Source organism: Streptomyces sp. NPDC001890 (assembly GCF_042891445.1).
GTDB lineage: Bacteria > Actinomycetota > Actinomycetes > Streptomycetales > Streptomycetaceae > Streptomyces.
The window spans coordinates 116476-141998 of sequence record NZ_JBIATE010000013.1 but is presented as its reverse complement, the minus strand read 5'-3'; the positions used below and the strand labels follow the sequence as shown (position 1 = coordinate 141998).

Here is a 25523-nt window from a genome sequence, read left to right as displayed (position 1 = left end):
TTCCAGGTCGGTCAGCCGCGCGGGACGAGGTTCTTGGACTCCAGGTAGTTGCGCGCCACGTCCTCGGGCAGCCGCCGCCAGCTGTCGACCTGCTCGTTGAGCCGGGCCAGGTCGGCGGTGGTCAGTACGGTGTTGAGCCTGCCCAGCGCCGCGCGGACGCCTTCGCCGCCCGCCCGGGACCGGTTGACGACGGGGACGAGGTAGTCGGCGTTCTGGAGATGCCTGTCGTCGGCGAGCAGGACGAGCCCGAAGTCGTCGAGGGTGGCGTCGGTGGTGGTGGTCAGCACCATCTGGTCCTGACCGTTGCGGACGGCCTGCTTGGCCTGGGTGGTGCCGACGCCCTTGGGGTCCACGGCGGTGACGCGGATGCCGTACGTCTTCTTCAGCCCGGGTGCGCAGTAGGGGCGCTGTACGCATTCGTCGCCGGCGGCCAGCCGTACGGGCAGCCCGGACCGGCCCAGGTCGCTCAGTGTCCTCAGGTGGTGCTCGGCCGCGTAACGGGCGGCGACCGCGAAGGCGTTCTGGTCGACGGCGCGCCCGGGGTCGAGGACGGTGAGGCCACGGGGTGCGGCCAGGGAGCGCAGCGCCTTCATGGTGACGGCGAGGTCGGGCGAACCGGCCGGGGCGGCGTCGGCGCCGTTCTTCTTGGCGTTCAGCCAGTCGGCGAAGGTCGCGGCGTACTCCGGCACGACGTCGATCTGGCCGCTCTCCAGCGCCGGTTCGTAGATCTCCCGGTTGGAGACGGAGATGATCTTCGTGGAGTAGCCGGCCCGGTCCAGGAGCAGCGCGTACATCCGGGCGAGCAGATCGCTCTCGGTGAAACCCGCGGAGCCGATGGTGAGCTGTCTGCTGTCGCCCGGCGGTGCGGTGATCTCGCCCTGGTTCTCCAGCGAGGGGCCGGTGGTGCAGGCGGCCGCCGGGAGCAGTACCAGCAGCAGGCAGGCGGCCGCTGCCGGCCTCATCCGGAGCCTTTGCCGCGGAGCCGGCCCGGGACGAGCAGCCGGCCCGCTTCGAAGAGCCCTTCGACGATCAGCGCGAAGAGGGCGACGAGCACGGCCCCGGCGACGACCTGCGCGGTGGAGGCGAGGTTGAAGCCCGCGGTGATGATCCGGCCGAGGCCCCCACCCCCGGCCAGCGCCGCGAGGGTGGCGGTCGCGACGAGCTGGACGGCGGCGATCCGTACTCCGGTGAGGATCAGCGGCAGGGCGAGCGGCACCTCGACACCCAGCATCAGCTGTCTGCCCGTCATGCCCATGCCCCTGGCCGCGCGCACGATGTCGCGGTCGACCTCCCGCATGCCGACATAGGCGTTGGTGAGCAGCGGCGGTACGGCGAACAGGACGAGGGCGATGATGGTGGGCCATTCGCCGTGCCCGCCGACCGGGGTGAGCAGGAGCAGCACCAGCACGGCGAAGGTGGGCACGGCCCGGCCGATGTTGGAGACGTTGACTGCGAGTGCGCCGCCCTTGCCGAGATGGCCGAGGACCAGGGCGACGGGCAGCGCGATCAGGCAGCTGATGAGCAGGCAGACGACGGTGAGGAAGAGGTGCTGGCCCAGCCGGTGCCGGATGCCGTCGTCGCCGGACCAGTTCGCGGCGGTGGTGAGCCAGGACCAGGCGTCGGCGAGGGTGTTCACGGCTGCCTCCTGGTCCATGGGGTGAGCATCCGCTGGGCGAGCAGGAGCAGCAGGTCGGCGGCGACGGCGATGACGACGCAGAGGACCGACGCGGTGAGCACCTGGGCCTTGAAGTAGGTGTTCATCCCGGAGTAGATGAGGTTGCCGAGACCGCCGTGGCCGACGATCGCGCCGACCGTGACCAGGGAGACGGCGGACACGGTCGCGATCCGCAGTCCGGCCATGGCGGCGGGCAGCGCGAGGGGCAGTTCCACGGCGAGGAGCAGCCGCAGCGGGCCGTATCCCATGCCGCGTGCGGCCTGCCGGGTCTCCTCGGGCACGGCGCGCAGTCCGGCAAGAATGTTGCGTACGAGAAGGGTGAGCGAGTAGAGCACGAGCCCGGCGACGACGAGCGAGGCGGAGAGTCCGTACACCGGCAGCAGCAGCGAGAACATGGCGAGCGACGGCACGGTGTAGAGGATGGTCGTCACACCGAGCACCGGGCCCGCCGCCCAACGCCGGTGGCGGGCCGCCAGGGCCAGGGGAACGGCGATGACCAGCCCGATGAGCACGGAGACCACGGTGAGCTGGAGGTGCTGCACGACGGCGTCCCAGAGGATCTCGCGACGGCTGGAGAGGTAGGCCCCGCAGAGCCACTCGTTGCGCGCCAGGCAGTCGTCCGGGGGCACGGTCACCCATCCATTGGAGCGCGCGGGACGGCGCGGGCGCGCGTCCTGATCGGCTGTCCGGGGGCACTCCGGTCCCGGGGCCGGACATGCTGCGTACGGGGGGGGGTATCGGCGCGTCTGCCGCCCGGTACGGCCGGCATCCGGCCCGACGGGCCCGCCCGATGGCTTCCGTCTGCTACTGGCAACGAGGGAATTCGTAGGTCGGGGCGGAACCCGGGTGCGCTACGCCCGACCTGCGATCGAGTGCGAACAGACAGCCCTGGCCGACGGACCGGAGGGCGGACTGTCAGGCAACCGGCCCAACTCCGCAAGCGCCCGGGGCGAAGGCCTGGTGAGCTGTACTGGGAGATCGCCGGCGCCTTCATATCCGGACTCCCGGAGCGTATGGAGGAGGATTCCGTGCCGGACTCAACGACGTCGTACACCGACCTGCGCGCCCTGGTGATCAACTGCACCCTGAAACGTTCCCCGGAGCGCAGCCATACACAGGGGCTGATCGACATCAGCACCGGGATCATGGAGCGCCAGGGCGTGCAGGTCGAGGTGCTCAGGGCGGTGGACATCGACATCGCGACCGGTGTCTGGCCGGACATGACGGAGCACGGGTGGGAGACGGACGAGTGGCCGGTGATCTACTCGCAGGTGATGGCCGCCGACATCCTGACCCTGGCGGGGCCTGTGTGGCTGGGAGACAACTCCTCGGTCATGAAGAAGGTGATCGAGCGTCTGTACGCCTGCTCGTCGATCCTCAACGAGCGCGGCCAGTACGCCTACTACAGTCGCGTGGGCGGCTGCCTGATCACCGGCAACGAGGACGGCGCCAAGCACTGCGCGATGAACGTCCTCTACAGCCTCCAGCACCTGGGATACGTCATTCCGCCGCAGGCGGACGCGGGCTGGGTCGGCGAGGCCGGCCCGGGCCCGTCGTACCTCGACCCCGGTTCGGGTGGTCCGGAGAACGACTTCACCAACCGCAACACCACCTTCATGACCTGGAACCAGCTGCACCTGGCCCACATGCTCAAGGACGCCGGGGGCATTCCCGCCCACGGCAACCAGCGCTCCGAGTGGGACGCCGGCTGCCGCTTCGACTTCGAGAACCCCGAACACCGCTGAGCAGGCCGGCGGGGGATACGGATATACGGGTCAATGGTCCGCCTTCGGGGCAGGACGAGTAGGCCAGTGCATTGACGAGGGGGTCTGCCAATCGAAAGGCTCTGTCCCGTATCCGGTGGTGACGAAGGATGACGTTCGCCGTTGACATGTCCTGCGCGATGTCAACGAGCTTGTGCGTGTGGCGTTTTCGGGGCTGTCGGCCCTCGTCGTCGAGGGCGTGGCAAATGAGGGCGGGGTCATCCGGGTGCCGAGTCCGGCGCATGGTCCGTCCGGTCCTTGGTTGCCCGCGGCAGGCGTTCCGCGAACAGGTCCCCGGCCTGATCGAGCGCTACCAGCGGCGTGCGTGCCAGCTCGCCGACCAGCTCAGCGAGATCGTGAAGGAGTCAGCGGGCCGGGCGGGCGCCCGCCTCTCCCACGCACTGGCCTGCGCGATCTCCCGCTCGACCGCGCTGCGGCCCGGGCTCACACCCGACGCCTCGGCCAGCTCCTCCGTCGCCGGACGGCCTCGCTGCCGCAGACCGCGCAGAGCGGTCCCGAAGGACTTCTTCCGGTACACGACTCCTCTCTCCTCCCTGCTCCGGGGAGTGAGTAGGTGCGCTGATTCGGGCAGAACCGCAGGCCGAGGTGGCCCGGTCGGCCGGTCAGCTCGTCGCTCGGACCGCGGCTCTGATCAGGTCGGCGACCCTTGTGGGCTCGGAGAGGGCGACGGCGTGTGAGGCGTCCGGGAGTTCGACGACGACGGCTCCGGCGCGTGCGGCGCCGAAGCGCTGGACCTCGGGGCCGATCGTGCGGTCGGCCCCGGCCACCAGGGCCCAGGACGGTTTTGTCCGCCATGCCGCCACGGCTACGGTCTCGGTGAACGCGGCTGCGGCGAGAGGGCGTTGGGCCGCCGCCAGGACGCCGGCGACATCCTCGGGCACGTCCGCCGCGAAGACCGAAGGAAAGGCCGTCTCCTCGATGATGACCTCGACCGCATGGGCGCCGTCGTGGAGCGGGTAGGTCCACTCCTTCAGGTTGCCCGTCAGGGGAGGATCGGGGAAGCTCCCCTGGAGCCGGCCGAGGCTCTCGCCCTCATGGGGCACGTAGGCGGCCACGTAGACGAGCCCCACGACGTTCTCCGCGGCGCCGGCCACGGTGATCAGCGCACCACCGTACGCGTGGCCGACGAGTACGGCCGGACCCTCGACCTGCGTCAGGACGGAGGCGAGGTAGGCGGCGTCCGACGCCAGGCCCCGGAGCGGGTTCGGCGGGGCGATCACCGGGATACCACTGCTCCGCAGTTCCGCGATGACACCTATCCAGCCGGCCGCGTCGGCGAAGGCACCGTGTACGAGGACGACGGTGGGGTTGGGCATGCGAGTTCTCTTCTCGGTGTCGGGCATGAGGCGCGCACGCGTCTCAGCGCCTTCGCTAGTCCTGGGTGTCGTCGGTCGTCGGCGCGAAGGCCGAGGTAGCCAGCGCCTGCCATTCGGTCGGGCTCATGCCGTAGGCGCCGCGGAACGTGCGGCTGAAGTGCGAGGGGCTGCTGAAGCCCCAGCGATGTGCCATCGCGGCCATCGTGATTCTCCGGGTGGAGCGGCCCAGTTCGAACCGGCAGGACTCGAGCCTGCGCTGCCGCACCCACTGGCTCACCGTGCTGCCGTCGTTCTGGAACAGCTTCTGCAGGTACCGGACGGAGATGTGGTGGGCGCGTGCGATCGACTCCGGTGAGAGGTCCGGGTCCATCAGGTGTTCTTCGATGTGGGCGTGGATACGGGACAGCATCTCGTTGCCGGCCGCGTAGCGGGCGTCGGCCGCGTCCGTCGTGTCCGCTTCGAGGAGCTCCACGACCAGGACGGAGAGGAGGTGTACAGCTGTCCGGGCGCGCCGGTCCCCGATCGTGCACCGGCGGAACTCGGCCCTGGCGGCGAGCGCGGTCAGGAAGTCGGACGCCAGCGCCCCGATGCCCTCCCCGCCGCGTACGGGCACGCCGAGCACCTGGTCCAGTTCCGACTCCGTGACACCCAGATAGCAGCGGGGCACCCGGAAAAAGATCATCTGGCAGTCCTCGCCGAAGCGCAGCAAGTGCCGTCGTGCCGGGTCGCAGAAGACCAGGTCGTTCGGCTCCAGCAGGGTCCTGGCACGCTCGTGGACGACGGTGACGGGCCCACGGACGTGGACGCCGAGGTAGACATGGTTCCGGTCGTTCGTGTCCGGCATCTCGGAGAGCATCTGGACCAGCCGCCCCGAGGGTGAGGAGGGCGAGGTCGGAGCAGTCGCCTGCCGGGGCACCCGTTCGGGCGCACGTGACATCAGTGTGAGGGTCAAGGTGATTCCTAGCCGTGGGTTCGTACAGGCGGAGCGCGGGTTCACGCCCCTGTCGCCGGCTCTTCGGCCAGGAACTCCTCCACCACGGCGTTGAAGGCCGGCGGGTTCTCCAGGAAGAGGAAGTGCGAGCTCGCAACGTCGGAGGCGAAGACGTGCAGGCGCGCGCCGGGAATCCGCTCGGCGACGAAGCGCTGCGAGTCGGGGTGCACATGGCTTCCCTCACAGCCGATCACCAGGGTCGGCACATCGATCCGGGGAAGCACGTCGCGCCAGTCCTGCGCGCAGTGGTCGAACAGCAGAGGTACGCCCGCGCGGGCCGGTGTCGACCTGATCTCCTCGGCTACGAACGCCAGCACCTCGGGGTCGGGTTCGCCGGAGAACATGCCGCGCACGAAGTCGGCGAGGACCGTGTCGCCCTCGGGACCCGCGAGGGCCGCGCCCAGGTACAGCAGCCCCGACACGTCGAAGATGGCGCCGGAGTCGTGCTGTTCCCGCTCGGTCATCCACGGCACGGCGGCGACCGCAGCGGGCTGGTCGACGGTGACGAAGCGCCTGATCCGTCCGGTCCCGTACTGGTCGATGAAGCTCCACCACACCGAGGCGCCCATGCACCAGCCCAGTGCGTCGAAACAGTCGAGACCGAGATGGTCGACGAGTTCGAGCACATCGCGGGAAAGCCGGGCGATGCGGTAGCCGTGACGCGGTGTGCCGGACTTCCCGTGGCCGCGGAGGTCGACGGTGACGACGCGACGACCGGGCGCAAGACCCTCGACCTGGTGGCGGAACATCGCCTGCGTCTGGCCCCAGCCGTGGAGCATCACCAGCGGGGCTCCCTCGCCGCCGGTGTCCTGGTAGGCGAGCCGCGCACCATCCGTCGTGATCAGTTCTTTCATGACCTCTTCCCTGGTCAGAGGCAGTACATCCGCCCCGTCCATCCCGAACATCATCGAATCGGACCCGTCGCCCGCACCACCGCGAACTGTAGGAATCGGGCCGTGGATCCTCCTCGCTCTGTCGAGACGATTCCGGGGTCACAGGGCCCCGTCGGCGCCCGGAGCGAGGAGTTCCTCGATCCTGAGGCCGAGGTGCAGGGTGAACCGGTGGGCGCCGTCGTCGAGGTCGAGTCCGGTCAACTCCTGGATCTGGCGCAGGCGGTAGTAGAGCGAAGTGCGGTGGATTCTCAGCGCGTCCGCCGTCCTGGGAATAGATCCCGCGTGTCCGAGGAAGCAGCGCAGGGTGTCCCGCAGGCGGTCTCCGCCATGAGCCTCGCTCAGGGTGCGGAGCGGCTTCGGGACCAGAGAGGCGTTCAGGGCGTGCTCGGGGAGCTGGAGCAGCACGGCGAGTTCCCCGAGCAGCTCCCAGTCACCGATGCTCTTCAGGGCGGGCAGTCGGCGTGCCGCGCGTGCCGCCACGAGCGCCTGCTCGTACGACGTCCAGGCGTCGTCCAGATTGGGGTGCCGGCCTCCGACGCCGATCACGGGGGCCGCCGACGGGTCCAGGAAGGTGCGGAGTTCGTCGAGGATGCGAGCGGACTGGGCGGCGATCTCGTCCGGGCCGGGCGGCCGGTCGCGGAGCTGGAGCAGCATGGCCCGCTCCTTGCCGATCGCGATGAGGCCCTGGGCTGAGCGCGTCTGCCGGAATCCTTCCAGCGCCGCCCACAGGGCTGCTTCGGACGGCCGGACGAGCTCCGTCCCGCAGCTCAGCTGGACGACGGTGACCAGGACGTGCTCCGCCGCCCCGAGCAGCCCGAGTTCCTTGCCGTGCCGACGCGCGGTGGTGCGTGCGGCGACATCGGCGCCGACGAGTGCGAGGGCCAGGTCCCGTTCGTCGGTCTTCCGGGTGTCGGCGGCGATGTGCTCTCCGTACATCTGGGCCGACATGGCGTCCGCTGCCCGGGCGATGGCGGCGACCTCCGCCTCCCCCAGCGTCTTCTCGGGCACGACCACCATGATCAGACCGAGGAGATGTCCGCGCTCGCGCAGCGGCACGACGTACCGGGGCAGCAGTCCGAGATCGTCACGGCCGTCGATGAACCCGGGCCTCGACCACCGGGTCACGCCCTGGGCGAGGACGTAGCGGATGGCCGCGTTGTCGGCGCGGCCCTGCAGCAGGGTGCCGATGCGCACCGGGTCCTCGTCGCCGAAGTGGCGGCTCGTGCAGACCATGCGGACCAGCGGGTCGTCGACGGCGACGGACCGGCCGAGCCGCTCGGCGAGCTCGTCGACGAGTGCCTGGAGCTCGGGGCTGCCGGGGCGGGCTCGCTGGGGCCTTGCGGTCATGCGCTGTTCCTCTCTCGATCAACTGCCCCGCGGACTTCTGCCGTCCGCGGTTCTTGATCATTCTGAGGAGACGACGACGTCGGCACATCGCATGAATCGTCCATTGCCAAGACGCCCATGTGCGATACGAAGCGACTACTCTCCGTTGTCGCGATGCTTCACCAGCCGGGTCAGCTCGGCGCGCGAGGTGACGTCCAGCTTGGTGAAGGCCCGGCGCAGGTGCGAGCTCACCGTGTGCGGTGAGAGGGAGAGGTGCTCGGCCGCCTGCTGGTTGGTCAGCCCTCGGGCCACGAGCCGTACCACCCGTAGCTCAGCGGCCGTCAACTCGGGCCATGCATCGCTGAGTCCGGTCGTCGAGGGCCGCTGGCGGACACCGGCGGCCCGCAGGCGCCGGCGCACCCGTGCGACGTCCCTCTCGGCGCCCGCTCGCACATAGAGCGCGAGGGCCGTCTCGAAGTACGGGACCGCTTCCGGCGTGCGGGTGGCCGCCAGCTTGCGTCCGGCGTCCTCCAGCGCCGACGCCCGGGCCAGTACCCGAGGGCAGTCCTCGTACAGCCGGACGGCGTGTACGAGAGGGGCGAGGTCGTTGTCGAGGAGCCCCCGGGCGTGCGCGGCGGTGGCGGCGAGGAACGGGAGGTCGGGATTGAGCACGGCTCGCTTCTCGGCCATGGCGACCGCCTGCACGGCCCGTTCGTGCCTGCCCGCGCGCAGCGCCATGCGGACGAGCACCGGGGCGTCGGCCGGGTCGATCAGGCCGGCGTAGGCGGGCCGGTCCGCAGCGGCCGACGTCATCACCGGGTCGAGTTCGGCCATGGCACGGTCGGGCCGGCCTTCGTGGTCGGCCATCAGTGCCAGCATCCAGGTGCCGAAGTGCCGGACGACGGGTGCGTCGTCTCTCCGCATGCGCCTCGCCTCCGCCGCGTACGCCTCCGCGGTGTGCCGGTCGCCGGTGTGGAGGGCGACGCGCAGCATCACGTACCGGAGCGTGACATCGGCGAGGTTGCCCGGGCCGGGTTCGTCGGTCGCCGGGGACGCGGCTTCCGCGTCGGCCCGGGCGTCCGACAGCCGTCCGGTCTCCAGGAGGATGCGGGTGCGGGTCATGAGCCACATGCGGGTGGCGGCCGTCCGGCCCTGCTCCCTGGTGATCCGGATGCCCTCCTCCGCGACGGCGAGCGCCTCCGCGGTGCGTCCGGTGGTGTTCGACAGGAGGGCGTGCCACAAGGCCTCCGGCACCCACAGCGAGGTGCTGACGCCCAGGGCGTCGGCCAGCGCGGCGGACCGCTCGGCCTGCCGGAACGCCTCGGCCAGGTCCATGCGGTGGAAGCTCACGGCCGAGCGGACCGTCGTCAGCGTGGCCTCGGCGGTGCGGTCCCCCGCTGCCGCCGCGGCCTCCCACGCCTGCGCGGCGACCTGCTCGGCCGCCGCGTGTTCGCCCGACATCGACAGGCCGACGGCGAGCATGGCGAGCAGGCGCCCCCTCGCGGTCAGGGAGATCCCGGGCAGTGCTGCCCCGGCGCGGGCCTGCCGGACCGCCTCGGAGAAGTCGAACTGTACGGCGAGGCGTGCCAGGGCCAGGCGTATGAGCGCCTCGTCCTCGGGTCCGAGACCGCCGGCCGCCAGGGCGGTGGCTCCCAGTTCACACGCCTGGGCGGCCCGACCCGTCTGCCAGAGCAGCGGGATCGTCTCGGCGACGACCCGCGGACGCTCCGGAGCGTCCGCCGCGGTGAGCTCCAGGGCCTTGAGGCTTCGTTCCGCGGCGGTTCCGGGAGCGGTGCCCGCGAGTTCCGCCGCTTCGGTGCGCAGCCGGTCGACCTCCGCCGTGTCTCCCGGCGCCGTTCTCCCGGCCTCCGTCGCATCTGCCGGCGCTCTCCCCGGCGGCAGCCCGGCGGCCTGACGGCTCAGGGCCTGGCGCAGGGGGAGGGGGAGGCCGGCCTCCACCGCCTCGCGGATCAGGTCGTGGCGGAAGGCGAGGCGATCGCCGCTCTCGGCGAGCAGATCGGCGTCGAGGGATTCCCGCACGGCTGTGATGAGCGCCGCCGAGGACCTGCCGAGCAGTTCGGCGAGCCGCGCGACGGTGACCGTGCCGCCCAAGGCAGCCGCCGTCTGTACCAGCTCCCGCGCCTCGTCGGACAGCTGGTCGAGGCGGCGCACGACAGAGGGGAGTTCCCGTGGGGCGGGGGGTCCCGCCGACAGCCTGGCCGTGCCGTTCTCGATCGTCACCGCCTCCTCGCGCAGCGAGCCGAGCAGCTCGACCAGCAGCTGGGGCAACCCCTCGGCGCGGTGGGCGAGACGGAGGACGTCCGGATCGGGAGGGGCGCCCAGGACGTCTTCAGTGATCCGTGCGATCGCCCGGTCCCCCAGCGCTCCGAGGACCAACCCGTGTGCGCCCGCCTGACGGATCCTGTCCAAGGTGGTGCGCACCCCGGACGGCACACCGCCGGCGCGCACGGCGACCAGCCACAGGATCGGGTGCGACAGGAGTCCCGCCGCGAGGGTGTGGAAGGTGAGAAGGGTCAGGTCGTCGCACCACTGGAGGTCGTCGAGGACGACGAGCAGGGGTCCGTTCCGAGCCGCCTCCCGCAGGCGGTCCCCCAGCTCCTGAAGCAGCCAGAACCGCTGGCCGGGTGTGGCGGCGAGGTCCCGGAGACGTTGGGCGCCCGACAGCGGTTCCTCGCCGGAGAGTACGCCTTCGAGGAGCGGGCCGAGCGGTACGAACTGTTCGTCGGGGTCCGCCGCCCCCTCGAACACCCGCGTCCCGCGACGCCTCGCGGACGCCGCGGCCTCGGCGAGGATCCTGGACCTGCCGATGCCGGCGGGGCCCTCGACGCGGACGATCCCGCCTTCGCCCCGGCCGAGCGCGTCGAGCCGCTCCTCGATGAACGCCATTTCGGCGTCCCTGCCCCGGAGGGGTGTCCGTACGCCGTCGAGCTCCTCGGGCGCGGTCCTTGTCATCACTCGGTTAACGCTCATACGGCGAAACAGTATGAACCATGTGAATCACCCAGCCCTCGGGGCCGGGGGCCCGGCTCAGTCGAAGCGCAGGTCGGCGAGTTGCCGTTCGAGGACGGTGACGTCGTCCTCGGGCTCCTCCCCGACCGGGCGCGCCGCCATGAGCGCGGCGAGTTCCTCGGCCGCGCGGCGGACGCGGCCGGGCAGGCCGTCGGTGTACTCGTCTCCCCCCGAGCCCCAGTCCTCGGAGGCCGCGAACACGGCGGTGGGGACGACGACGGCGCGGAGGTAGGCGAAGAGCGGGCGTACGGCGTGCTCCAGGACCAGGGAGTGGCGGGCGGTGCCGCCCGTAGCGGCGGTCAGGACCGGTTTCCCGGTGAGTGCGTCCGGGTCGATCACGTCGAAGAAGGATTTGAAGAGACCGCTGTAGGACGCCGCGAACACGGGGGTGACGACGATCAAGCCGTCGGCCGCCGTCACCGCGTCGATCGCGGCGCTCAGTCGTGGCGGTGGGAATCCGGTCACGAGGTGGTTGGCGATGTCGCCGGCGAGTTCGCGCAGCTCCACGACCTCGGTCGACGGCGCCTGCCCCCGGCCGGTGAGTTCGTCGCGGGCCGATTCGGCCAGCCGGTCCGCGAGCAGGCGAGTGGAAGAGGGGGTGCTGAGGCCTGCGGAGACGACGGTCAGCTTCACGCGGCGGACACCTCCCGGGCGGCTCGGAGGGACGCGTGCGTGGGGGCCTCCGGCACGTCGGCCGGACGCCCCTTGGCGAATTCCCGCCGCAGTACGGGCACGACCTCCTCACCGAGGATGTCGAGCTGTTCCAGGACGGTCTTCAGGGGCAGGCCCGCGTGGTCCATCAGGAAAAGCTGGCGCTGGTAGTTGCCGACGGTCTCCCGGAACGACAGGGTCCGCTCGATGACCTGTTGGGGAGAGCCCACGGTCAGCGGGGTCTGCTCGGTGAAGTCCTCGAGCGACGGGCCGTGGCCGTACACCGGCGCGTTGTCGAAGTAGGGCCGGAACTCCCGTACGGCGTCCTGGGAGTTCTTGCGCATGAAGACCTGTCCGCCCAGGCCGACGATCGCGTCCTGAGGCCGGCCGTGACCGTGGTGCGCGAACCGGCGCCGGTAGAGCTGCACCATGCGCCGTGTGTGGTCGGCCGGCCAGAAGATGTTGTTGTGGAAGAAGCCGTCGCCGTAGAAGGCGGCCTGCTCCGCGATCTCGGCGGACCGGATGGATCCGTGCCAGACGAAGGGCGGGACGCCGTCCAGGGGCCGCGGTGTCGAGGTGAAGGACTGGAGCGGCGTACGGAACGTGCCCTCCCAGTCCACGACGTCCTCGCGCCACAGCCGGCGCAGCAGCGCGTAGTTCTCCTTGGCGAGGTTGATGCCCTGGCGGATGTCCTGTCCGAACCACGGGTAGACAGGACCGGTGTTGCCGCGGCCCAGCATGAGGTCGACCCGGCCGTCGGCCAGGTGCTGGAGCATCGCGTAGTCCTCAGCGATCTTCACCGGGTCGTTGGTGGTGATCAGCGTGGTGGACGTGGACAGGATCAGCTTCTCGGTGCGGGCCGCGATGTAGCCGAGCATGGTGGTCGGCGACGACGGTACGAACGGCGGGTTGTGGTGCTCGCCGGTCGCGAAGACGTCCAGGCCGACCTCCTCGGCCTTGAGCGCGATGGCCACCATCGCCTTGATGCGCTCGCGCTCGGTCGGAGTACGACCGTCGGTGGGGTCGGGCGTCACGTCGCCGACGGTGAAGATGCCGAACTGCATGGGGTGTCTGCTCTCCTGAGCTCGTCCGGTTCCCTCGCCGGGGAACCGGGGGGTGACGCCGGGGTTCCGGCGTCACCCCGGCGGGTCAACGGTGCGGTGTCACTTCGCCAGGAAGGCGAGGAGGGCGGTGTTCACCTCCTCGGCATGGGTCCACAGCAGACCGTGCGGGGCGCCCTCGATCTCGACGTAGTCGGCCGACGGAAGCGCCTTGTGGAAGGGGCGCGCCGTGCCCTCGGCCGGGAGGATGCGGTCGGCGGTGCCGTGCAGGATCAGGGCCGGCACGTCGACGGCGGGGATGTCGGCGCGGAAGTCGGTGTACCAGGTCGCCGGTGCTGCGGACGCGGCGAAGGAGCCGCCGCGGGCCGCGGTGTCCCAGCTGTTGCGGACGGCCTCCTCGCTGATGCGGGTGCCCAGGTTCTCGTCGAGGTTGTAGAAGTCGTTGAAGAAGGCCGTGTAGTAGGCGTACCGGTCGGCCTTGACGGCGGCGACGACGCCGTCGAAGAACTCCTTCGGGGCGACGCCGTCCGGATTGTCGTCGCTCTTGAGCAGGCAGGGCTCCAGGGAGGCCAGGAAGGCGACCTTGGCGACGCGGCCGGAGCCGTACGTCGAGACGTAGCGGGCGACCTCGCCCGTGCCCATGGAGAAGCCGACGAGGACGGCGTCCCTCAGGTCGAGGGTCTCCATCACCGTGTTCAGGTCGGCGGCGAAGGTGTCGTAGTCGTAGCCGGTGGTGGGCTGCGAGGACTGCCCGAAGCCGCGGCGGTCGTACGTGATCACGCGGTAGCCGGCGTCGAGCAGAGCGGCGCTCTGGCGCTCCCAGGAGTGGCCGTCGAGCGGGAAGCCGTGGATGAGGACGACGGGCTGCCCGGCGCCCTGGTCCTCGAAGTACAGCTCGATGGGGGTGGTGTTCTCCTGACCCACGGTGATGTACGGCATGGGGGGTCCCTCGTTTCGGGTGGACGGGTCCGCGCGTCGGAGCGGCGCGGTCTGCCCGTCACGCTAGGACCGGTCCCGCACCTCGTGTTGTCGTCCCGCGCACCGCACCTTGCACGGGGGTGCAGAGGTCGCTCAGTCGCCGGTGGCCGATCCGGCGTCGTCCTCCGCGAGGACGATCCGGGCCAGGTGGACCCGGGAGCGCACCGCGAGCTTGCGGAAGATCGACGCAAGATGGGTGTTGACCGTGTGCGGGGAGACGACGAGGGCCTCCGCGGCCGACCGATTGGTGTGGCCCGCGGCGATCAGCCGGGCCACCTTGCATTCCGAGGCCGTGAGGGCGTCCCAGCCCTGGTCGGTGCGTGGCCGGAGGCGTCCGGTGCGCCGGCCCGGGCGGCGTGTGGCCCGTTCCAGATCGGCCCGGATCCGGTAGGTCTCGGCGTCAGCCCCGGCCTGGGCGTAGAGGTCGTGCGCTCTGGTCAGGACGGGTGTCGCAGCGGCGTCGCCGGAGCTCAGCAGCGTGCGCCCGAGGTCGGCGGACGCGGCGGCGAGGGCCAGCGGCCGGGGGCCGGTGAGGAGTATGCCCACCGCCCGCTCCAGGAGTTCGTGGTCGGCGTTCACGAGGGCGGACGCGTGGGCGGCCGCCCCCTGGGCGGTCGGCACGGTGGGGTTGCGGGTGGCGTGTTCGGCGGCCTGGGCCGCGAGGTCCTCGGCCAGCTCCCGGTCCCCGCCGCGCAGGGCGATGTGCACGGCCTGGACGACATGCGGGCGCAGGAGGCGCCACCGGAGGAAGGGGTGGTCGCGCTGCACGGACCGGACGAGTTCGGCCGCTGCCGGATGGTCGCCCTCGGCGTCGGCGACGACGGCCTCGAAGTACTGGTGGGTGGCGTGGTTGCCCGTGTTCGGCCGGTCGGCCACGGTCGCCCGCGCGACGTCCAGGTGTTCCCGCGCGGCGTCGCGGTCGCCGCGCAGCATCGCGAGGAGGCCGCGGTTGACGCGGATGTTGACCAGGTTGCCGGGCACATGGAGGTCCGCTTCGAGACGCTCGGCGGTGACGAAGTCGGCGTCCGCGTCGTCGAGCCGGCCGAGCCCCATGTTCAGGGTTCCCTGGGTCCACATGAGCATGGCGGGGCGCAGGGGGGCATCGCCCGCCGTCCGGAGCAGTCGTCGTACGGCGTCGAACTCGTCCATGTGGATCAGGGCGACGGCCTCCTCGGGGAGGAAGGCCGAGTCGAAAACGCTCAGTGCCGTGTGGTGTTCGACGGCGGCGGCGCAGTCGCCCGCGTTGAGCGCGATCTCGCCGAGACCCCACAGAGCGAGGACGCGGGCCTCCCGGTCACCGGCCCGCTCCGCCTCGGCGAGCGCCCGTTCGCCGGTCTCGCGAGCGGCCCCGAGGTCGCTATCGCGGGACCGGGCCAGGGCCTGCCGGGCGGTCAGCCGGGCCCGGATCGCCGGGTCGGTGACGGCTGCCAGCGCCGTCGTCGTCCGGCGGGTCAGCTCGTGGACGTCGTCGAGGTGCCACAGCGTGTCGCCGAGTGCGCACTGCAGCCGGGCGAAGACGTCCAGGGGAGGCTGTCGGGCGAGCAGCGCGTCGCCGGTGTCCCGTGCCTGCGTGTACCGACCCGCGCGGGTCAGCGCGACGATGGCCCGTGCTCCCACGTCGTACGCCATGGGCGCACGGGGCGGTACGAGTTCCAGGGCCCGTACGGCCAGGTCGGCGGCGAGGTCGGGCATCACGGCGATCACGTCCTCGGCGGCTGTGCCGAGCAGTCCGATCGCCTCCATGTCGCCGGGTTCGGCGCTCTTCAGCAGATGCGGGACCGCGTCGACGGAGCTCCGGCCCGCCGCGACGAGACGGCTCGCAGCCTCCCGGTGCAGTGCCCGGCGTACGGAGGGGGCGAGGTCGGCGTACACCGCCTGGCGGAGCAGGTCGTGGCGGAACAGGAGGCGTTCGCCGTCGTCGTGGAGGAGGGCGGCCGCGATCGCCTCGTCCACTTCGGCGCTGAGTCCGGAGGCGGGGCGGCCGCACAGGGCGGCGGCGTCGGCGAGCGAGAACGCGCGGCCGAGGACCGAGCCGATCCGCAGGAAGTGCAAGGTGTCCGGCCGGAGGTCGGCCAGTCGGCCGCGCACGCCGAGGACCAGCCGCTCGGGCGGCTCCCCGTCCGCGCCCGTCGCCGCGATGCCTGAGAGCATCTCGGCCGCGAGGAAGGGGTTGCCGCCCGCCCCGTCGAGGAGCTCCCCGACCCGCGCCGGCACGTCCCCGCCGAGGGCGTCCCGTGCCAGTTCGGCCAGGGCAGCCTCGGACAGCGGCCGCAGAGGGAGGGTCGTCGTCAGCGGCCCCTGCCCGTGGAGCTCCGGGTCCTCCCTGCTCGTGAGCAGCCAGAGGACCGGGGAGCTGAGCAGCCGTGCCGGCAGGACGCTCAGGGCGAACCGGCTGAGCGGGTCGGCCCATTGGACGTCGTCGACCGCGATCAGTACGGGCCTGCCCGCCGAGCGTTCCTCGATCAGCTGGGCGAGCCGTTCGACGAGCCAGATGCGCTGGTCGTGGCGGCCGGCGAGGTCCGCGAGGTCCGTGCCGGAGAGCAGCGGCGGGTCACCGTGCAGGAGGCCCGAGGCCAGCGAGGCGAGCGGCGCCAGTTCGTGCAGTTCCTCGGCGCTTCCATGGCTGACGAGGAATCCGTGGGCCCGCGCGCGCGAGACGGTCTCCTGGAGCAGCGCGGTCTTCCCGATCCCGGGCTCGCCCAGGATGAGCGCGATCGCTCCTCCCTCGCCGTCGCGCACCGTCTCGACCAGGGCGCGCAGCCGATCCAGCTCGGCTTCGCGGCCTCGCAGCCCGGGCCTGCTCAGCCCCGTCGCCGCGCCCTGTTCCTCGGGCCGGTCGGGGCTCATCCCTTGACCGATCCGGCGAGCAGTCCCCGTGCGAAGTGCCGCCGGAGGGAGAAGAAGACGAGCAGCGGGACGAGCGCCGCCACGAAGGCTCCCGCGGTGAGTCGCTGCCACTCGTTGCCGTAGGTCCCGGCCATGCTCGCCAGTCGGACCGTCATGGGCGCGGTCTCGGCCGTTCCGCCCGACAGTGTCAGTGCCACGAGGAGGTCGTTCCACACCCAGATGAACTGGATGACGGCGAAGCCGACCAGCGCCGGGCGGGCCAGCGGCAGGACGATCCGGAGCAGCAGCGTGCCGTGCGACGCGCCGTCGACGCGGGCGGCCTCGATCAGATCCCGGGGCAGCCCGGCCAGGAAATTGTGCAGGAGGAACACCGCGAACGGCAGCGCGAAGGCCGTGTGGGCGAACCAGACCTGGCCGAACCGCGCGGGACCGGTGAGGTGCCACGCGGGCAGGAACAGCCAGCCCTGGGAGAAGAGCTTCAGGAGCGGGACGAGTGCCATCTGGAGCGGCACGGCCTGCAGCGCGAAGATGCCGACGACGAGCGCGTCGCGCCCCCTGAAGTCGATCCAGGCCAGGGCGTACGCTGCGAGGAAGGCCAGGACGAGCGGGAACAGCACCGAGGGAACGGTGATGACGACGGAGTTGACGAAGTACTCCGCGAGCCGCCCCGCCCCGTTCCCGCCGCCGGAGAGCACCTCGCCGTAGTTGTCGAGCGTGAGGTGCGGCGTACCGAACAGGGTCCACCAGCCCGTCGTCTTGATCTCCTCCTCGGGGCGGAACGAGGAGAGCAGGAGACCGAGAGTCGGCGTCGTCCAGAGGACCGCGATCACCACGGCGGCCCCCGTGAAGGCGCGGGAGGTCAGACGCTCCCGGACGCCGTTCACCCCGTCCTCCGCTGCGCCCGGACCTGGTGGGCCACGAAAGGGATGACGAGGAGGAAGAGGAGCACGGCGAGCGCCGCGCCGCGGCCCGTCTCGCCGTAGCGGAAGGCCTGGTCGTACATCTCGTGGGCGAGGACGCCCGTGTCGAACTGTCCGCCGGTCATGGTCTTGACGATGTCGAAGGCCTTGAAGGTGCCGATCCCCTGGGCGAGGAGCACGACGAGCAGCGTGGGTCTGATCGACGGCAGGGTGATCCGCCGGAAGATCTGCCGGGGGGACGCGCCGTCGAGCCGGGCGGCCTCGGTCAGCTCCGCGGGTACGGCCGTGGTCGCGCCGGCCAGCAGGACGGCCGCGAAGCCCGCCTGTGTCCACACCATCGCCACGATGAGGAACAGGACGTTCCAGGGAGAGTCCACGAGCCACTGCCTCGGTTCGCCACCGAGCGCAACGACGAACTGGTTCAGCAGCCCGATCTGCCCGGCTTCCGCGGGACGGTAGGCGTAGACGAACTTCCAGACGACACCCGCGCCGACGAAGGAGATCGCCATCGGCGTCAGGACGAGGGACAGCGCGAACGCTCTGAACCGCGACCGTGCGACGGCCGCCGCGTAGAGCAGACCGACCGCGGTCGACGTCAGCGGCACGAGGACCACCCACGCCAGGGTGTTGCGCAGCGCCACCAGCGCCCGGTGGTCGGTGAACATCCACACGTAGTTGTCGAAGCCGGCCCATGTGCCGCCCCCGCCGTCGGTGAACGACAGCGCCAGAGTGCGCAGACCGGGCAGGACGAGGCCGACCGCGAGCAGCAGCAGTGCGGGGGCCAGCAGGATCAGGGCTGCGGCCCTCCTCCGCGCCGGCCCCCGGTGCAGTGCGAGCAGGATCAGGGCGACCACCGCCCCGAAGGCAGCGACCCCCTGGAGCAGGTACAGCAGCTTGGACTGCTGGGCGACGGCGTCGAACGACATCAGTGGCTCGGCCAGGAACGTTCGACGGACTCGGCGACCTGCCGGGTGCTCGCGCCACCGATCCAGTCGACGGCTCCCTTCCAGAACGTCCCGGCGCCGACCGACGCCGGCATCAGGTCCGAACCGTCGAACCTGAACTGTGTCCGGGGTTCCTGGAGCAGCTGGATCGAGAGCCGGTCGACGGGGGTCGCGGCGTTCGCCGGATCCACGCCCCTGCGCGCCGAGACGAACGGGCCCTTCTTCATCCGCGCGTTCGCGAAGTCCGCGGAGGCCAGGTACTCCTGGAACGCCCGCACCTCGGGACGGTCGGCGAACGCCGCGGTGAAGACCCCGCCGCCCAGTACGGGGCGGCTGGCCGGGTCGGTTCCTGGCAGGAGGAAGGCGTAGACGTCCTTGTCCGGTCCGATCTCGGTGTCCTTCGGCCACATGTCGGCGTAGAACGAGGCCTGGCGGTGCATCGCGCAGTCGCCGGAGAGGACCGGTGTGCCGGCCTCCTGGAAGGAGATCGACGCCATCGACCGCGCCGGACCGAAACCGCCGTTGGCGTACCGGTCGTTCTTGAGGATGGACCCCACGGTGTCCATGGCCTTGATCACACGGGAGTCGTCGAACGGGATCTCGTGGGCGACCCATTGGTCGTAGACGTGCGTGCCCTGCTGGCGAAGGAGGACGTCCTCGATCCAGTCCGTCACGGGCCAGCCGGTCGCCTCGGCGGACTCGATGCCCGCACACCACGGCTTGACGCCCGACGCCGCGACCTTCTCGGTCACGGCCATCAGCTCGGACCACGTGCGGGGAACGCTCAGTCCCCGGTCGCGGAAGAACTTCGGGGAGTACCAGACGAACGACTTCACGTTCGCGACGAGCGGCGTGCCGTAGAGGGTGCCGTCCACGGTCGCGTAGCTGTTCCAGTCCGCCGACCAGCCCTGCTTGGCGAGGGCCGCGACCCCCGCGCTCACGGGCTTCAGCTTCCCCGCCCGCGCGAAGCGTTCCAAGAGCCCGGGCTGGGGGAAGAACGCCATGTCGGGCGCGTTCCCGCCGTCGACCCTGACCTGGATCTGCGCCTCGAACTCCCCGTCCCCCTCGTACTGGACGTCGATTCCCGTGCAGTCCGCGAAGTCCGCCCAGGTCTCTTCGAACAGATCGGCCTCCCGGTCCCGGTTCTCCGCGTAGACGGTGACCTTGGTGCCGGGGTGCTTGCCGTACCGGGCGTACGATGCGCAGTCCGCGGCGGTGTGCGAGCGCGAACCGCTGTCCTGCGGGGCGCCGCAGGCGGTGGCGGTGACGGCGAGGGTGATGACGGCGAGTGCGAGCCTCGCGCCGAACCTCATGGGTGTGCTTCCTCCGATCGCCCGCCGCATGTTCTCGGCGGGCGTTTCGGAAAGCTACAGCTTTCGAACGACATAGACCAATCGTTCGATGTTCGAGAGTCGGATCGAGGTGGGAATCGGGGTGGGATCAGTGCCCCGTGGACCGGGCCGCGTCCATGATCAGCTCCGCCACGGCCTTGGGCTGGGCGAGCATGACCAGGTGCGAGGAGTCGACCTCGACGGTGGTCATGCCGGCCCGCCGGTAGCCGAAACGCTCCACGTCTGGGTTGATCGTGCGGTCGGCGGAGGCCACCAGGCCCCACGAGGGCTTGGTCTTCCACGCCGCGACCGGCGCCGCCTCCGAGAAGGCCCGCGCGGCCAGGGGTCGCTGGGAGACGGCGAGCACCGCGGCGAGGTCCGGGTCGACATCGGCCGCGAACAGGGCGGGGAACCGGTCGATCGCCACCGAGACGTCGGTGCCGGTCTCGCTGGAGCCGGCCACCGGGAACGGGGTGTGGACGAGCGCGTCGGCGAGACCGGAGTCGGGGAAGCCGCCTTGCAGTTCGCCCAGGCTCTCGCCCTCTTCGAGCGCGTATCCCGCGAGGTACACCAGGGCGCGGACGTTGTCCTCCGTACCGGCGAGGGTGATGACGGCGCCGCCGTAGGAGTGCCCCACCAGGATCACGGGGCCTTCGACGGCACGGACCACGGAGGCGATGTACGCGGCGTCGTCGACGAGGCTGCGGTTGGGCACCGCCGGGGCTATCACCTCCAGGCCGGCAGCGGTCAGCTCGGGGATGACACGGGCGAAGCCGGAGGCGTCGGCGAAGGCGCCGTGGACCAGGACGACGGTGGGGCGGGCGTGTCGCGCCATGGGGAACTCCTCGGAGTGTGGACGGGGAAGGCGGGGGCGGGGTGCTTCACAGGCCGAAGCGGGCGCGGCGCGCCTCGGGCACCAGGTCGGCGTACTCGGGGTGCTTGCCGATCCAGCCCCGGATGAAGGGGCAGTACGGCAGGACGCGCAGCCCGCGGACCCGGGCGTCGTCGAGGGCGCCGCGGGCGAGCAGCCCGCCCAGACCCCGGCCGCCGAAGCGGGGATCGATCTCGGTGTGGATGAAGGCGATCTCGCCGTCCGAGAGGTGGTAATCGGCGAAGCCCGCGGTCTCGGTGCCGTCGTCGCCGGCGAGGATCTCGTACCGGGACTTCTCGGGCTGGTCGGCTACTCGGGGTTCCATGGGTGCTCCTGTGCGGTCGTGGTGTGACGGGGGCGGTGGCGGCGTTCAGAGGGTGCGGCGGACGCCCGCCTGGCGTTCCAGGTTGCGGAGCTGGACGGCGAGGTCGCCTTCGACGGCGAGGTGGGCGGGGCCGCTGCGGCCGATGGGAAGGACCTGCTCGCTGCGCATGTCCTCGAGCATCAGGGCGAACGCCGTGTACATCGCGACGACCGCCACCAGCAGACCGAGCGCCCCGGACGTGCGCGTCAGCCATTCGGCGCCGGTGACGCCGGCGAGGCCGGTGGCCGCCCAGCGGGGCAGGGAGACCGCGAGGACGAGCCACAGCGCCCGCTTGGGTCCGGTCACGGCGGTCATCAGCGCGCCGAAGCAGAGGAGTGCCAGGTTGAAGACGCCGAGGACCTTCAGGCCGTCGGCCGCGCCGCTGAGCATGATGAGCGAGTAGGGCAACCAGCTGCCGGCGAACACCGCCATCAGGGTCGCCGCGATCACGTCACGGGCACCGAAGGCCAGGAAGCTGACCAGGAGTTGGAGGACGAAGGCGGGCAGCACGGTGAAGGCGACGGCGGCACGGGCCTCCTCCCCGAGGATCCCGAGCTGGAGGCATCCCGTCATCACGGACGCGATGGCGATCGTGAAGAAGCCGAGCGGCATGGGTGAGGCGATGGGGCGCAGGTTGATCCGTGTCATCGACCGGAGGTCCGGCTCGAAACGGCGTCCCGGGGGGACGTCCGGCGGGACGGCCCGGGCGTCGTCGCCGCTGTCGGCGGTGGGTGAGGCGTTACTCATCGTGTGGATCTCTCTCAGTGATCGAAGCAGGGGTCGACGAACGACGGCTGTGTGTCGGGGAGGGAGCCGCGCGCGACGCGCCACCGGCGGTGCTGCTCGGACTCGGCGACGGCCTCGGCCACGAGCGAGGCCTGACGGGCACCGCTCTGGTAGCCGCCGAAATGGGCCACGGGGCTCCACTCGGGGGTCACCGCCGGGACGGCCTCGTCGAGACCCTCGTACTCCGCGGCCGCGTAGACGATGCGGCCGCCGACGACGGTGAGGAGGGACTCGATGTCGGGGATGACGTCCTCGGGCACGGTGAGGTAGTCGTCGGACAGGATCGCGAGGTCGCCGTACGAGCCTTCCCGCAGGGTTCCCTTGACGTCCTGCTCGCCGGTGAGCTGCGCCCCGCCCCGGGTGTAGAGGCCGAGGGCGGTCTCCCGGTCGAGCAGGTTCCCCGCCGGACAGAGCGCGGTGCCGCCGACGGTGCGCCCGGTCACCAGCCAGTGCAGCGCGACCCACGGGTTGTACGAGGACACGCGGGTGGCGTCGGTTCCGGCGGCGACCGTCAGGCCGCGGTCGAGCATGGCCCGGACCGGCGGGGTGTGGGCGGCGGCCTCGGCGCCGTAGCGATCGAGGAACGCGGCACCCTGGAAGGACATCCGGTTCTGCACCGAGACGGCGCCGCCGAGGGCGGCGATCCGGTCGAGGCTGCCTGCCGAGACGGTCTCCGCGTGGTCGAAGAGCCAGCGGTTGCCGCCGGGGAAGAGTCCCTCCGCGGCGAGCTTCTCGAAGACGGCCAGGTCGCGGCGGATGGTCTCGTCATAGGTGGCGTGGAGCCGGAAGCCCCAGCCGTTCTCGAGCAGGAGCCGTACGGCGCTCTCGAACTCGGTCTCGTAGCCCGCGGCGAGCTCGGGCCGGGGCTCGGAGAAGTTCTCGAAGTCGGCGGCGGCCCAGGTCAGGTTCTCACCCGCGCCGTTCAGCCGGAGCCACTCGTCCCCGTCCCCGGGCTTGACCATCTCGGTCCAGCGCTTCAGGTCGGCGAGTTCCTGCCCGGCCGTCTGCGGGAAGAGGTGGTAGGCGATCCGGAGGGTCAGCTCCCCCGACCTGGCGAGGTCGGTGACCGTGGCGTAGTTGTCGGGGAAGTTCTGGAAGCCGCCGGCGGCGTCGACCGCGGACGTCAGGCCGAAGCGGTTCAGCTCGCGCAGGAAGTGACGCGTCGACGTCCGCTTGTCGGCCTCGTCCAGGGCAGGTGCCTTGGCCAGCGTCGAGTACAGGACGAGAGCGCTCGGCGCCGCGAGGAGGACGCCGTTGGGTTCGCCGTCCCGGCCCCGGACGATCTGCCCGCCCCGGGGGTCGGGGGTCTCCCGGGTGAACCCGGCCGCCTTGACCGCGGCGCGGTTCATCAGAGCCGACTGGTACAGGTGCAGGACGAACACCGGAGTGTCGGGGGCGGCAGCGTTCAGCTCGGCGACGGTCGGCATCCGACGCTCGGCGAACTGCTCGGCGGTCCAGCCGCCCACCACCCGGATCCACTGCCCCCTGGGCGTGCGGCCGGCCTGCTCGCGCAGCATGGCCAGGGCCTGGCGGAGGCTGCGTACGCCGTCCCAGCGCAGCTCCAGGACGTAGTTGAGGCCGCCCCGGATGACGTGCAGGTGCGAGTCGTTCAGGCCGGGGATCACCCGTCGGCCCAGCGCGTCGACGACCCTGGTCCCCGGCCCGACGAGGTGGGCGAGGTCGTGGTCGTCGCCGAGGGCCGCGACCCGGCCGTCACGGAGGGCGACGGCGCGGGCCTCGGGGCGTTCGGAGTCACCCGTGAACACCTTGGCGTTGCGGACGAGGAGGTCGGCGTGCTCGTGTTCCTGCCGCGGCGCGGGAACGAGGCCCGCGACCGGCATGCTCATGGAGGGCCCGGTCATGCGAGGGCCTTGCGGAGGATGTCGGTGGCGACGCCGATGGCGAGTTCCGCGCCCCGGGTCTCGCGCAGCGCGTTCAGCATCACGAAGTCGTGGATGACGCCCTGGACGCGCAGAGCGGTGACGGGGACGCCCGCGGCCCGCAGCTTCGCCGCGTACGCCTCGCCCTCGTCGCGCAGGACGTCGGCCTCGGCCGTGATGACCAGGGCGGGCGGCAGGCCGGTGAGCTGCTCGGTGGAGCCGCGCAGCGGCGAGGCGGTGATCCGGGCGCGCTCGGCCTCGTCGGTCGTGTACTGGTCCCAGAACCACTTCATGGCGTCGCGGCGCAGGAAGTAGCCCTCGGCGAACTGGTGGTAGGAGTCAGTGTCGAAGCTGGCGTCCGTGACCGGGTAGAAGAGAACCTGCTGGACGAACGTGACGTCGCCGCGCTGCTTGGCCATGAGGGTGAGGGCGGCGCTCATGTTGCCGCCGACGGAGTCGCCGGCCACGGCGATCCGGGTGCCGTCGAGGTCCTTGTGGTGCCCCTCGCGGGCGACCCACTGGGCGACGCTGTAGTTCTGCTCGATCGCGACGGGGTAGCGCGCCTCGGGCGACAGGTCGTACTCGGGGAAGACCACGGCCGCCCCGGTGCCGACGGCGAGTTCGCGGACGAGCCGGTCGTGGGTGTGGGCGTTGCCGAAGACCCAGCCCGCGCCGTGGATGTAGAGGATGACGGGGAGCGCGCCGGTGGCGCCGCGGGGGCGGACGATCCGGGCGCGGACGTCGCCGGTCGGGCCGCCGTGGACGGTGATCCACTCCTCGTCGACGTCCGGCAGGGGGACGCCCTCGCCGTTCTGGACGTCGCCCACGGCCTTACGGCCTTCGGCGACGGGGATCTGGTAGAGGTACGGCGGCTGGGCGGTGGCGTCGGCGAAGGCCTGTGCGGCGGGTTCGAGGACCGGACGGTTCTTCATGAGGGGCTCTCCTTCTAGGGGTGTACGGGGGGGGCGGAGCGTCAGCGGGTCGCCCGCACGGCGGCGAGGATCACGTGGGTGACCACGGCAGGGCGGGAGACCGCCACTGCATGGGACGCGTCCACTTCGGTGATGTGCGAACCGGCACGCCCGGCCATCCACCGTTCGGCGGCGGCCGGGATGTTCTTGTCGGCGGTGGCGATCAGCGCCCAGGACGGGATCGTCTTCCAGGCCGCATCCCCGGCCTTCTCCTCCAGCGCGGCGGTGGCGACCGGGCGCTGGGTCGCGGCCATGACCGCCGCTTCGGCGGCGGGTACGTCGGCGGCGAACTGCCCGTGGAACTTGGCTCGTTCGATGACGAGTTCGGTGCCGGTGCCACCGCCGGGCAGCGGGTACGACCGCGGGTTCACGGTGTCGCCGAGGGTTGAGCCCGGGAACTTGGCGGCGAGCTCTGCCGCACTCTCCCCCTTGTCCGGGGCGAACGCGGCGATGTAGACGAGCGCCTTCACACGGCTGTTGCCCACTGCGGCGCCACTGATGACGGCGCCGCCGTAGGAGTGGCCGACCAGAACGACGGGCCCGTCGACGGCGGCCAGCACGCTGCGCAGGTAGGCGGTGTCCGCGGCGAGACCGCGCAGCGGGTTGGCGGGCGCCAGGACGGGGTAGCCGGCGTGCTGCAGCCGCCGGATCGTGCCGCTCCAACTGGAGGCGTCCGCGAACGCTCCGTGGATCAGGACGACCGTCGGCTTGGGGTCGTGCCGGTCAGTGTCGGCCGCAGCCGGGCGGCTCGCCGGTGCGGCGGGTGCGGCGCCGAGCAGAGCGGCCAGCGTCGCGGGCATGGCGAGGGCGAGGGTGCGCCTCGTGAGCTGCATGGATGGGTGTTTCCTTGTCGGGTGGGGAAGCTCGGGAGTGTGCTCGGTCGAGCGGGAGGGGTGCGCCGCTC

General features: G+C 71.5%; 23 protein-coding genes. 1 reads left to right on the top strand and 22 read right to left on the bottom strand.

The features are described 5' to 3' along the window. Positions 1 to 11: 11 nt before the first annotated feature. Genes ACFYY1_RS27330 through ACFYY1_RS27320 form a run of 3 tightly spaced genes read right to left on the bottom strand, consistent with a single transcriptional unit; the run spans position 12 to position 2310 of the window. Positions 12 to 962 carry an ABC transporter substrate-binding protein gene (locus ACFYY1_RS27330; protein WP_388590332.1) on the bottom strand — a complete coding sequence of 317 codons (951 nt, stop codon included), beginning with the start codon at positions 960 to 962 and terminating at the stop codon, positions 12 to 14. Then, positions 959 to 1636 carry an ABC transporter permease gene (locus ACFYY1_RS27325; protein WP_388590453.1) on the bottom strand — a complete coding sequence of 226 codons (678 nt, stop codon included), beginning with the start codon at positions 1634 to 1636 and terminating at the stop codon, positions 959 to 961. The genes ACFYY1_RS27330 and ACFYY1_RS27325 overlap by 4 nt, the downstream gene beginning before the upstream one ends. Next, positions 1633 to 2310 carry an ABC transporter permease gene (locus ACFYY1_RS27320; RefSeq protein ID WP_388590330.1) on the bottom strand — a complete coding sequence of 226 codons (678 nt, stop codon included), beginning with the start codon at positions 2308 to 2310 and terminating at the stop codon, positions 1633 to 1635. Before ACFYY1_RS27320 ends, ACFYY1_RS27325 begins: the two co-directional genes overlap by 4 nt. A 393-nt stretch (positions 2311 to 2703) precedes the next feature. Here ACFYY1_RS27320 and ACFYY1_RS27315 point away from each other — a divergent pair, with 393 nt between their 5' ends. Continuing rightward, complete coding sequence (locus ACFYY1_RS27315) at positions 2704 to 3420, top strand: flavodoxin family protein (protein WP_388590328.1); 717 nt, start codon at positions 2704 to 2706, stop codon at positions 3418 to 3420. Between the two features lie 328 nt (positions 3421 to 3748). Here ACFYY1_RS27315 and ACFYY1_RS27310 read toward each other — a convergent pair whose 3' ends face one another. The 19 genes from ACFYY1_RS27310 to ACFYY1_RS27220 form a co-directional block, all read right to left on the bottom strand. Then, complete coding sequence (locus tag ACFYY1_RS27310) at positions 3749 to 3976, bottom strand: hypothetical protein (protein ID WP_388590327.1); 228 nt, start codon at positions 3974 to 3976, stop codon at positions 3749 to 3751. An 85-nt stretch (positions 3977 to 4061) separates the two neighbouring features. Then, the gene (locus ACFYY1_RS27305) at positions 4062 to 4775 is read right to left on the bottom strand and encodes an alpha/beta fold hydrolase (RefSeq protein WP_388590325.1); all 714 of its coding nucleotides are present in this window, start codon (positions 4773 to 4775) and stop codon (positions 4062 to 4064) included. Positions 4776 to 4830: 55 nt separating this feature from the next. Continuing rightward, the gene (locus ACFYY1_RS27300; protein ID WP_388590323.1) at positions 4831 to 5712 is read right to left on the bottom strand and encodes a helix-turn-helix domain-containing protein; all 882 of its coding nucleotides are present in this window, start codon (positions 5710 to 5712) and stop codon (positions 4831 to 4833) included. A 56-nt stretch (positions 5713 to 5768) separates the two neighbouring features. Then, on the bottom strand, positions 5769 to 6620 hold the full coding sequence (locus ACFYY1_RS27295; RefSeq protein WP_388590321.1) for an alpha/beta fold hydrolase: 852 nt from the start codon (positions 6618 to 6620) through the stop codon (positions 5769 to 5771). 138 nt (positions 6621 to 6758) lie between these two features. Next, positions 6759 to 8006: a PucR family transcriptional regulator gene (locus ACFYY1_RS27290; protein WP_388590319.1), complete on the bottom strand. Its 1248-nt coding sequence runs from the start codon at positions 8004 to 8006 to the stop codon at positions 6759 to 6761. A 135-nt stretch (positions 8007 to 8141) separates the two neighbouring features. Next, on the bottom strand, positions 8142 to 10976 hold the full coding sequence (locus ACFYY1_RS27285; protein WP_388590318.1) for an AAA family ATPase: 2835 nt from the start codon (positions 10974 to 10976) through the stop codon (positions 8142 to 8144). A 57-nt stretch (positions 10977 to 11033) separates the two neighbouring features. Then, the gene (locus ACFYY1_RS27280; protein ID WP_358946934.1) at positions 11034 to 11648 is read right to left on the bottom strand and encodes an FMN reductase; all 615 of its coding nucleotides are present in this window, start codon (positions 11646 to 11648) and stop codon (positions 11034 to 11036) included. Beyond that, positions 11645 to 12730: an LLM class flavin-dependent oxidoreductase gene (locus ACFYY1_RS27275; protein WP_388590316.1), complete on the bottom strand. Its 1086-nt coding sequence runs from the start codon at positions 12728 to 12730 to the stop codon at positions 11645 to 11647. The genes ACFYY1_RS27280 and ACFYY1_RS27275 overlap by 4 nt, the downstream gene beginning before the upstream one ends. Positions 12731 to 12829: 99 nt before the next feature. Beyond that, positions 12830 to 13666 (bottom strand): alpha/beta hydrolase, encoded by an 837-nt coding sequence (locus tag ACFYY1_RS27270; RefSeq protein WP_356084533.1) that lies wholly within the window; start codon positions 13664 to 13666, stop codon positions 12830 to 12832. Between the two features lie 132 nt (positions 13667 to 13798). Beyond that, positions 13799 to 16552 carry an ATP-binding protein gene (locus ACFYY1_RS27265; RefSeq protein ID WP_388590314.1) on the bottom strand — a complete coding sequence of 918 codons (2754 nt, stop codon included), beginning with the start codon at positions 16550 to 16552 and terminating at the stop codon, positions 13799 to 13801. After that, positions 16549 to 17436, bottom strand: coding sequence for a carbohydrate ABC transporter permease (locus tag ACFYY1_RS27260; protein ID WP_388590312.1), 888 nt, complete (start codon positions 17434 to 17436; stop codon positions 16549 to 16551). Before ACFYY1_RS27260 ends, ACFYY1_RS27265 begins: the two co-directional genes overlap by 4 nt. Then, positions 17433 to 18398 carry a carbohydrate ABC transporter permease gene (locus ACFYY1_RS27255; RefSeq protein WP_388590310.1) on the bottom strand — a complete coding sequence of 322 codons (966 nt, stop codon included), beginning with the start codon at positions 18396 to 18398 and terminating at the stop codon, positions 17433 to 17435. Before ACFYY1_RS27255 ends, ACFYY1_RS27260 begins: the two co-directional genes overlap by 4 nt. Beyond that, entirely contained in the window at positions 18398 to 19729 is a 1332-nt protein-coding gene (locus ACFYY1_RS27250) for an ABC transporter substrate-binding protein (RefSeq protein ID WP_388590309.1), read from the bottom strand. The genes ACFYY1_RS27255 and ACFYY1_RS27250 overlap by 1 nt, the downstream gene beginning before the upstream one ends. A 127-nt stretch (positions 19730 to 19856) precedes the next feature. After that, positions 19857 to 20582 (bottom strand): alpha/beta fold hydrolase, encoded by a 726-nt coding sequence (locus tag ACFYY1_RS27245; RefSeq protein ID WP_388590308.1) that lies wholly within the window; start codon positions 20580 to 20582, stop codon positions 19857 to 19859. A 46-nt stretch (positions 20583 to 20628) separates the two neighbouring features. Then, positions 20629 to 20943 (bottom strand): GNAT family N-acetyltransferase, encoded by a 315-nt coding sequence (locus ACFYY1_RS27240; RefSeq protein WP_388590306.1) that lies wholly within the window; start codon positions 20941 to 20943, stop codon positions 20629 to 20631. A gap of 45 nt (positions 20944 to 20988) precedes the next feature. Next, positions 20989 to 21729, bottom strand: coding sequence for a GPR1/FUN34/YaaH family transporter (locus ACFYY1_RS27235; protein ID WP_388590304.1), 741 nt, complete (start codon positions 21727 to 21729; stop codon positions 20989 to 20991). Positions 21730 to 21743: 14 nt separating this feature from the next. Then, complete coding sequence (locus tag ACFYY1_RS27230; protein ID WP_388590303.1) at positions 21744 to 23630, bottom strand: amidohydrolase; 1887 nt, start codon at positions 23628 to 23630, stop codon at positions 21744 to 21746. After that, positions 23627 to 24580 (bottom strand): alpha/beta hydrolase, encoded by a 954-nt coding sequence (locus ACFYY1_RS27225; RefSeq protein WP_388590301.1) that lies wholly within the window; start codon positions 24578 to 24580, stop codon positions 23627 to 23629. The genes ACFYY1_RS27230 and ACFYY1_RS27225 overlap by 4 nt, the downstream gene beginning before the upstream one ends. Before the next feature lie 41 nt (positions 24581 to 24621). Then, entirely contained in the window at positions 24622 to 25452 is an 831-nt protein-coding gene (locus ACFYY1_RS27220) for an alpha/beta fold hydrolase (RefSeq protein ID WP_388590299.1), read from the bottom strand. Positions 25453 to 25523 lie beyond the last annotated feature (71 nt).

What these genes read in the sequence shown, in the direction of transcription:
- ACFYY1_RS27330 (WP_388590332.1), bottom strand. Translation starts at nt 962, where the DNA reads ATGAGGCCGGCAGCGGCCGCCTGCCTGCTGCTGGTACTGCTCCCGGCG.
- ACFYY1_RS27305 (WP_388590325.1), bottom strand. Translation starts at nt 4,775, where the DNA reads ATGCCCAACCCCACCGTCGTCCTCGTACACGGTGCCTTCGCCGACGCG.
- ACFYY1_RS27300 (WP_388590323.1), bottom strand. Translation starts at nt 5,712, where the DNA reads ATGTCACGTGCGCCCGAACGGGTGCCCCGGCAGGCGACTGCTCCGACC.
- ACFYY1_RS27295 (WP_388590321.1), bottom strand. Translation starts at nt 6,620, where the DNA reads ATGAAAGAACTGATCACGACGGATGGTGCGCGGCTCGCCTACCAGGAC.
- ACFYY1_RS27290 (WP_388590319.1), bottom strand. Translation starts at nt 8,006, where the DNA reads ATGACCGCAAGGCCCCAGCGAGCCCGCCCCGGCAGCCCCGAGCTCCAG.
- ACFYY1_RS27285 (WP_388590318.1), bottom strand. Translation starts at nt 10,976, where the DNA reads ATGAGCGTTAACCGAGTGATGACAAGGACCGCGCCCGAGGAGCTCGAC.
- ACFYY1_RS27275 (WP_388590316.1), bottom strand. Translation starts at nt 12,730, where the DNA reads ATGCAGTTCGGCATCTTCACCGTCGGCGACGTGACGCCCGACCCCACC.
- ACFYY1_RS27270 (WP_356084533.1), bottom strand. Translation starts at nt 13,666, where the DNA reads ATGCCGTACATCACCGTGGGTCAGGAGAACACCACCCCCATCGAGCTG.
- ACFYY1_RS27265 (WP_388590314.1), bottom strand. Translation starts at nt 16,552, where the DNA reads ATGAGCCCCGACCGGCCCGAGGAACAGGGCGCGGCGACGGGGCTGAGC.
- ACFYY1_RS27255 (WP_388590310.1), bottom strand. Translation starts at nt 18,398, where the DNA reads ATGTCGTTCGACGCCGTCGCCCAGCAGTCCAAGCTGCTGTACCTGCTC.
- ACFYY1_RS27250 (WP_388590309.1), bottom strand. Translation starts at nt 19,729, where the DNA reads ATGAGGTTCGGCGCGAGGCTCGCACTCGCCGTCATCACCCTCGCCGTC.
- ACFYY1_RS27245 (WP_388590308.1), bottom strand. Translation starts at nt 20,582, where the DNA reads ATGGCGCGACACGCCCGCCCCACCGTCGTCCTGGTCCACGGCGCCTTC.
- ACFYY1_RS27240 (WP_388590306.1), bottom strand. Translation starts at nt 20,943, where the DNA reads ATGGAACCCCGAGTAGCCGACCAGCCCGAGAAGTCCCGGTACGAGATC.
- ACFYY1_RS27235 (WP_388590304.1), bottom strand. Translation starts at nt 21,729, where the DNA reads ATGAGTAACGCCTCACCCACCGCCGACAGCGGCGACGACGCCCGGGCC.
- ACFYY1_RS27230 (WP_388590303.1), bottom strand. Translation starts at nt 23,630, where the DNA reads ATGACCGGGCCCTCCATGAGCATGCCGGTCGCGGGCCTCGTTCCCGCG.
- ACFYY1_RS27225 (WP_388590301.1), bottom strand. Translation starts at nt 24,580, where the DNA reads ATGAAGAACCGTCCGGTCCTCGAACCCGCCGCACAGGCCTTCGCCGAC.
- ACFYY1_RS27220 (WP_388590299.1), bottom strand. Translation starts at nt 25,452, where the DNA reads ATGCAGCTCACGAGGCGCACCCTCGCCCTCGCCATGCCCGCGACGCTG.